7 protein-coding genes are annotated in these 6855 nt (G+C 39.0%); all 7 read right to left on the reverse strand.

Annotation, left to right across the window (positions count from 1 at the left end; translation table 11 throughout):
• The coding region (locus tag KGY70_14740; GenBank protein MBS3776450.1) for an aspartate aminotransferase family protein at nucleotides 1-815 on the reverse strand (815 nt) is incomplete at its 3' end.
• A gap of 138 nt (nucleotides 816-953) precedes the next feature.
• Nucleotides 954-2660 carry an aldehyde dehydrogenase family protein gene (locus KGY70_14745; GenBank protein MBS3776451.1) on the reverse strand — a complete coding sequence of 569 codons (1707 nt, stop codon included), beginning with the start codon at nucleotides 2658-2660 and terminating at the stop codon, nucleotides 954-956.
• A gap of 33 nt (nucleotides 2661-2693) precedes the next feature.
• Entirely contained in the window at nucleotides 2694-3986 is a 1293-nt protein-coding gene (locus tag KGY70_14750) for a hypothetical protein (GenBank protein MBS3776452.1), read from the reverse strand.
• A gap of 62 nt (nucleotides 3987-4048) precedes the next feature.
• Nucleotides 4049-4546, reverse strand: a complete 498-nt coding sequence (locus KGY70_14755; protein ID MBS3776453.1) for a hypothetical protein — start codon at nucleotides 4544-4546, stop codon at nucleotides 4049-4051.
• Nucleotides 4536-6149, reverse strand: a complete 1614-nt coding sequence (locus KGY70_14760) for a hypothetical protein (GenBank protein ID MBS3776454.1) — start codon at nucleotides 6147-6149, stop codon at nucleotides 4536-4538. The genes KGY70_14755 and KGY70_14760 overlap by 11 nt, the downstream gene beginning before the upstream one ends.
• 171 nt (nucleotides 6150-6320) lie before the next feature.
• A complete protein-coding gene (locus tag KGY70_14765; protein ID MBS3776455.1) occupies nucleotides 6321-6608 on the reverse strand; it encodes a hypothetical protein in 288 nt (95 codons plus the stop codon).
• Nucleotides 6609-6643: 35 nt separating this feature from the next.
• On the reverse strand, nucleotides 6644-6855 hold a 212-nt coding region (locus tag KGY70_14770; GenBank protein ID MBS3776456.1), incomplete at its 5' end, for a T9SS type A sorting domain-containing protein.

Here is a 6855-nt window from a genome sequence, read left to right on the forward strand (position 1 = left end):
AGCCACTTGGTAAATGAAAATATCTGAAAGGACCTTAGCTTTGGGGTCCGGTGAAACACCAGGGATGCTCCCTTGGGACTGTAGGCATATTTATGAAGATCCACGGAAACAGAACATACGCCCGGAAGGGTAAAATCAAAATCAGCCACAGGCTCTCCCAGCCTTTTGAAATAAGGAAGAAGAAAACCGCCCATACAGGCATCGGTATGAAACCAGATATCATACTCCCTGGCCATTTCAGAAAGTTCGCAGATGGGATCAACCACACCCTGGGTGTAGGTCGGGGCTGAACCAACCATAAGGATAGTATTTTCGTTGATGCTTTCCCTGGTTTGTTTGAGGTCTGCCTTAAAAGTATTGGGATCCACAGAAACGGTAACAGATTTGACGCCCAGGTAATGGGCTGCCTTATGAAAAGCTGCATGAGCCGAAGATGGGAGAATCATTTCCGGTTCCTTAATTTCAGGTCTCTTCTGGCGATAATAATCGCGGGCTGCCTTTAATGCCAGGAAAATGCTTTCCGTGCCGCCGCTGGTGAAATTCCCTACCACCTGTTCGTCTCCATGAACATGTTTTCTTATCATAGAGACCAAGTCATTTTCTATTTTCAGAAGGCTCGGATAAGCGGTGAAGTCAAGGGCATTTTCACATAAAAACAGGCAGTATACCTCTTTTGCAAATTCGAGGATCTCCTTCCCGGGATCGTATATATATCCATATGCACGTCCCGATTGCCAGTTTATATCCTGCTTTTTATAGCTTTTGAGATGTCCCAGGATCTCTTCTCTTGTTCGGCCGCTAGTTGGTATTTTCATGATGCACGCTTTTTATAATTTTATAAAATTCTTTTTCGGATGATATATGGAATGGCCCTGAACGCTAAGCCTGAAAATCATTTTTAAAAAATCATGATTGCAGAGAGTGATGACATAATAAGCATGACGATGTGGATACTACCCTCGCATAGCAGAGGCAAAAATCCCCGGAAGCCGCAAAGCATTTTTGTCGATGGCATAAAGCGCGGTCCTTTTAGCGGTTTTATGAGCAGATTTATTGGTTACAAACCATGGAGGTTTGGGTAACATAATGAAATCACCGTGTATCATACCTCTTGGAAAAGAATAAAAAGAACCATACGCAACCGTTTTCTCGGATTTTTCAAGGAGAAAAGTGGAATGTACAACACCTATTCCACTTTGAATATGATTTAATGTATGACCGGGAAAAGCGCCCCATGTTGCTTGCGGCAAAAGAAATGCAACGGCATCCCAAACGTTTATTCCTATAGAGCCATAACGCAAATCAGTAATAGCCCGTTTTAAGTCGGTCCCGAGTTCCTTAATTACTTTGGGGTGCGCAAGAATAGTTGCTCCCAGTGTTCCAAATAGTTTTTCATTGCAAAAGTCCACCGCATTTTTAAGATAACCTGTTGTTGTATCGCCAGGCAAACCGGTTTGAGCCAACACAGGACAAAACGCTTCCTCCTTAAAACAACATTCATCATTTGCATCGGAAGGAATATTGGTAATAAGAATGGATGAAATACCACCATTACCAAAAATTTCAGCTTGTGGATGAGCTTCGAGTGCGGCTTTTAGACGTTCTTCAGAACCAGGATAATAAAATTTTCTGGGTGGCAGTGATTTTAAAACATCCCGAATGGCGTCTAAAAATTTATCCTTTTGGCTCCATTGTTCAGGCAAAATCAGGACCTGGGTAGAAATGCAATTAAAGCCATTGTTGTGAAGTTTAGAAGTTACAACCTTTTCAGCCTGATAGCGAATATCTGACTCGTTCCATTTTCCCGGCAAAACAATGAGAGGTACTACTCCACCCAACTCGCTGGTGATGGGTTTCTGTAATATCGGGTTATTGTTTTTCCTGTTCTTTTCTCCCTCTTCGCCTGTTCCATAAACAATTGCATCGTGGGTACGTGAACTTCCGGTAATATGAATTTCGTCAATATCCGGATGATGCGTTAAGTATTGGCCAACATCTGCTCCACCGGAAATAATCTGAAGATATCCCGATAAAATGAATGGTTCAAATATTTTGTTATAAACAGGAGTTAAATACTGGTTCACCGGATTCATTTTAAGCAGAACAACCTGGCCATGCGCAATCATTCTGTATAGTGTATCATAAGCAGCTATGGAATTAACGTTTCCTGCACCCAAAACCAACGCCACTTTTCCCTCAGGATCCTCCTGTTTATAAAAAATGGCAATATAATCGTCGAGATTTTCAAAAGTCACTTCTTTTTGCATCCAAACTTCTGCTTTAATTCCATTAAGTAGAAGAGATTCTATAAAGTTATTCGGATAGATTTGAATGACTATCCGCCCATCTGAAGTTTTTTCTACCTTTTTAAATTTAGGAAGTTTACCATTGCTTAATTCAGTAAGCGTTTTTTTATAACCCTGAAGCCCTGCCGCAAGTGCCCATATACTGGCTATCCATTCTTCACCAACCCACGGTGATTTTGCATCAATTTGTTTGTTGGTTATGGCAACATCTACCCATTCGCGGGCATACTTTTTCAAATTCCCCAAAATCTGATTGATAAACTCAATTTTTTTAGCAATGGGCAACCTGGCCCATTGATCTTTGTTTTCTTTAAGTATTTTAACTGAATTATCAATTGCTGCGGTATTCATCATAACACCTTTCCTTTCCATTTAAATCCAAATAGACTAAAACCGCACCCTTACCAGATCGATTTGGTATTCATAATAAGTTTCACTGCTGGGTAATGTTCGGTTATGAATGTTAAAGGTTTCCGGATCCAAAGGTATAAACTGAATGTCCACGGACGATTCAGGATTTTTGTCCAGAAAGGATTTTTTCCAAAACCAAAGTTCCTTATGCTTAGCCCTCTCCTTAAGAGCAGCAATCATCATGGTTCCTGTTACAGAGCCTATGAGATAACCACCCGTGAATTCGCTCCCGCCAAAGTCTTTTTCACCCTCCTTGCCTGACATTGGGGTATATAGCGTGCTTTCTGAGATTATGCCCATAATGGGACCCACGACCCCAAAGCCTAAAACACAGTTCCAAAGCCATGATGATTGGGTCTCTTCCATTCGAATATTTTTTGGTACGAGATTGTAGTATCTCTTATCGGCCTTTTTGCCGAGGAAATAGCCCGCTACAACACCAGCGGTGCCACCGATGACTGCCCCCCAATGAGGGGCATACTTATGCTCATAGGAATAAAAATTTTCTGTCCACGTCCAGGATTTGGTAAGCAATACGTAGCAAAAAAGATCTAAACATATTCCACTTTCTTCGTGATGTATTTCCCGTCTTGCCACTTTCTTCCTCTGAAATGCTTTTCCAATTAGCATACCTGCTGCAGCTCCCAAGGTACAACCAAGCATTCCCCCGGATACGCGATAGCTTGTTCCCCGATCATTTAGGATTTCTTCGCGCCAGCGCTCTTTGCTCCATTTCTCCTTCGCCAATATTTTGGCCTGCTCCTCGAGTTTCCAAACCATCGCTTCTGAAATTTTCGTTTTCCCTAATGCTTCTTTTCGACGGGATAAGTTTTCACTGACCGGCTTTGTTGATTTTTCGAAACCTAAGACCGCAGAGTCTCCGCGAGTAAATAATCTATCCCTAGCCGCAGGAACGAGCTTATCGAAATAGTGAATATATTCACGAAGCTTTTTTAAGGTAGATTTATCCATTGGAAGGGTAGCTTGCCTGTATTGCCCTTCTCCTGCTTGCTTTTGGGTAATTTTTACAACGTAATGTTCTTTTCCTGTTAATTGAAGTATAACAGCCGAATGAAAATTCCTTGAGGTAAGGAAAAGCCTGTAATGGTTCCGCTCCTCAAGGTCAATTGTATCCCCCACCTCCTCACTCAGGCAGATCACCTTGCCGGTTTTTGGCTGCAGATCTTCCGGAACCATAGCTTCCCGCTTACCCATAAGAGTTAAAGCGGGAATTAGTAAGATAACGATGATTATCCATATAGTTTTCACGACCTCAAACCTCCTTTCCCATTTATCATAGTTTAATAATCATTGGACTTTAGGCATTGGTTTTATTCGATATCTGAAATGTCAATATTTTGGGGAATGCCTTGCGGAAACCTCGCAAACATCTTTAACTCCTTATATGTTAAATCATTATAATTATAAACCGAATTACTGTTGGTAGTTGTAGTAACTGTTACAGCAAGGTTTATGGGTAATGAAAAAATTAGAAAAGCTCCATGGCCAATACTGGCCAATGAATAAACCGGAATTGTCCACCAATAGGCTGAAGGTTTTGCATACTTTAATTTAAATCTCCTAATCTCTTTTATGGGTATAAATACAACTTTATTTTTGGAATGGCTGTTGGTAAGAACATTTATCCCGGTTGTGTCAATTACCAATAATTCTCCCCTGATTTTCTTACCTGCTGTTCTTTTAACCTTTATATATGAACCGTACTCACTCACACCAATATTATCTCTTTTTGGTAAATATTTTGGGTAAGTGCAATTGCTAAGTATAAAGGCTAATATAATACTTGTTATAATCAGCTTACTTTTCATCGTATTCAAATTTATCTGTGTTTATTCTTGTATTCCAGAATTCCTGCTCCATTGTTTTTTCATAAATCTTATAGGATTTAGCTTCCAATCTGAGATATTTAGCAGGATTTTCAACCAACTGCCTTAATTTCAAAAGATTCTTATTTTTTATCCAGTTTTCCCGCATCCATTCCAAATAATAGCCCTTGGTATACAGAAACAATTCGTATTTCTGGTTGGCTTTTGGTAAGGTGAAATTGAAACGGTATTCACTCCCCGGCATGGATATTAAATATTGATCAGAAGTATTGATTTGATTCAATGCTTCATGGTCCGTTTTACCCTCATTCAATATTTTATCCGTCCTTATCTCGATTGGCTTAACCTCTTTCTTAATGTTTGTCAAAGCAAGGTAATCGATGCGCCAAAGTCCTTTATTCAAAACAAGTTTGATTCTTACTTCAGAACTTGAGTTAACATTCTTTAAAGGAAGCATTTGGTCATTTAAAGCAATTGGTCCGGTTTCATAAAATCCATCCTGAAATTCCCAGCTATTTTTACTTTCATTCCAAACATACACCTCAATATCCCCTAATTCTTCTTTAAGCCCATTTGTCAATTTCCCTTGCATCCGGTTATTCATTTCCATTTTTGCAATTAAATCTCCCACCTCATTGCCCATGTATCCAAGTGCGCTATAAACAATATAGGTTGTCATCAAAGTTTGGCGAAAACTTATAAGAAGTCCCAGATCACCAGAATTTTTAACATTGTTAAACTCCAAGCAGATTTCTTCCTTACTGCTCATATTGTTTTCATCAGCAAGGCTGATACGTTCTTTTATATCTTTGCCAACCAGCAATGAAGTAACAGTTCCTTCAGGTCCTTTTGCCAAGCTTAACGGATGGTTGTTTTCACACAAATAAAAGGTATTCGATGGTGTTTGATAAACCCGCTCATCTTCCTGAACAGGATAAACCATAAGATTGACATGATTCAAACAATGGGTTTCCAATGCCTCATTTTTCATGGTAATTGAAAAATGAGGCTCATTAAATGCCTGGTTATCTAATGCATCTATGTCAAAATATTCCAATGAAGGGGCAACTGCGCTTGAAAACCCTTCTGCATCTGCATAATGAAGATTGTCGTGCTTATTGATATAAAAAGTCGGGCATGAGCCAAAACAGGCCTTCGGATTCAACAGACAAAATACACCCATGGCAACATCCAGGCCTGCCATAATAGTAAGACCTGTGATTCTGGAATTTTCTGTTTCTTCTAAACTTCTGTTGGTCTCAAATATAGCTACACTGTCGATTGGGATTGAGATCTTGCCTTCATATACTTTCTTCCTGTTAAAGTCATAATGATTACCCTTCCCGGAAACTGCATTCTGTCTGGTATCCACTTTCCATGTGTCTCTTAGGATAGATACATCTCCATTTTTTAAATGGGCCTTTAAAAAGGGTTTTGTCAGAAGGTTTTTATTATCATGCAACAGCTTATTTGCATCTTTGTAGTTGGAACGAAAATAATGGGTCTTGCATGTTTCCATAGTTAGAATAACTACTCCCAGTATCAAAAGGTAAAGGATCCACTTATGTGTTTTTTTGTTTTTCATTGACATTTATTTTTTAATTTTCATTGGTTTAGAGGAAAATTCTTTCTAATATTGCTATATTAGTGATTTCAAAGAGCGTTTTTTTATTAATATAAAAGACCAGCTATTTCAATATTTAAAGATATAGATGACCCATTCCTATCGTAATTCTGCAGATTGGTAATCTGATATTCAGCTTCTATCATGATTCCCAAATGTTACCCAACCCATTCCAAAAATTAACCAGCATCCAGCATAACCTCCAAAAAATCCAAGCCCCCTACCAGCTTCACCAGATATCGTTTGACCCAAACCTGGAAGAATAAATGAAGTTATCCCTGCAACCCCAGGATCATAAGGATCTCCTTTTTCATATTCGTAATTACGGTAATCATACTTTGTTTTATTGACAGCGTATTGCGCGTTTACAACGTTGCAAAGCAGCATCAAACCAAAAATATAAAGCAAATATTTTTTCATGATTTAGTATCTTCAAAGCAATCAAATATACTGACTTAGTGGACCAATATTTTTTCAGTATGTCTTTTTCCGTTGTCTATATATAAATGCAGAAAGTATATTCCCGCATTAACCTGGTTTATATTAAGGATGGTAACAGCATCATTCACTTCTTTTTCTATCACAACTTTTCCTTCTATGTTCACCAGTTCAACGCTATTTACCCCTTGGGTTTCGATAAATACTATTACAGACGCCGGATTTGGAT

Source organism: Bacteroidales bacterium, from assembly GCA_018334875.1.
Classification (GTDB): domain Bacteria; phylum Bacteroidota; class Bacteroidia; order Bacteroidales; family UBA12077; genus JAGXLC01.

Bases quoted from the DNA above. Each gene is read 5' to 3' on its own strand.
- KGY70_14745 (MBS3776451.1), bottom strand. From the start codon at position 2,660: ATGATGAATACCGCAGCAATTGATAATTCAGTTAAAATACTTAAAGAA.
- KGY70_14755 (MBS3776453.1), bottom strand. From the start codon at position 4,546: ATGAAAAGTAAGCTGATTATAACAAGTATTATATTAGCCTTTATACTT.
- KGY70_14760 (MBS3776454.1), bottom strand. From the start codon at position 6,149: ATGAAAAACAAAAAAACACATAAGTGGATCCTTTACCTTTTGATACTG.
- KGY70_14765 (MBS3776455.1), bottom strand. From the start codon at position 6,608: ATGAAAAAATATTTGCTTTATATTTTTGGTTTGATGCTGCTTTGCAAC.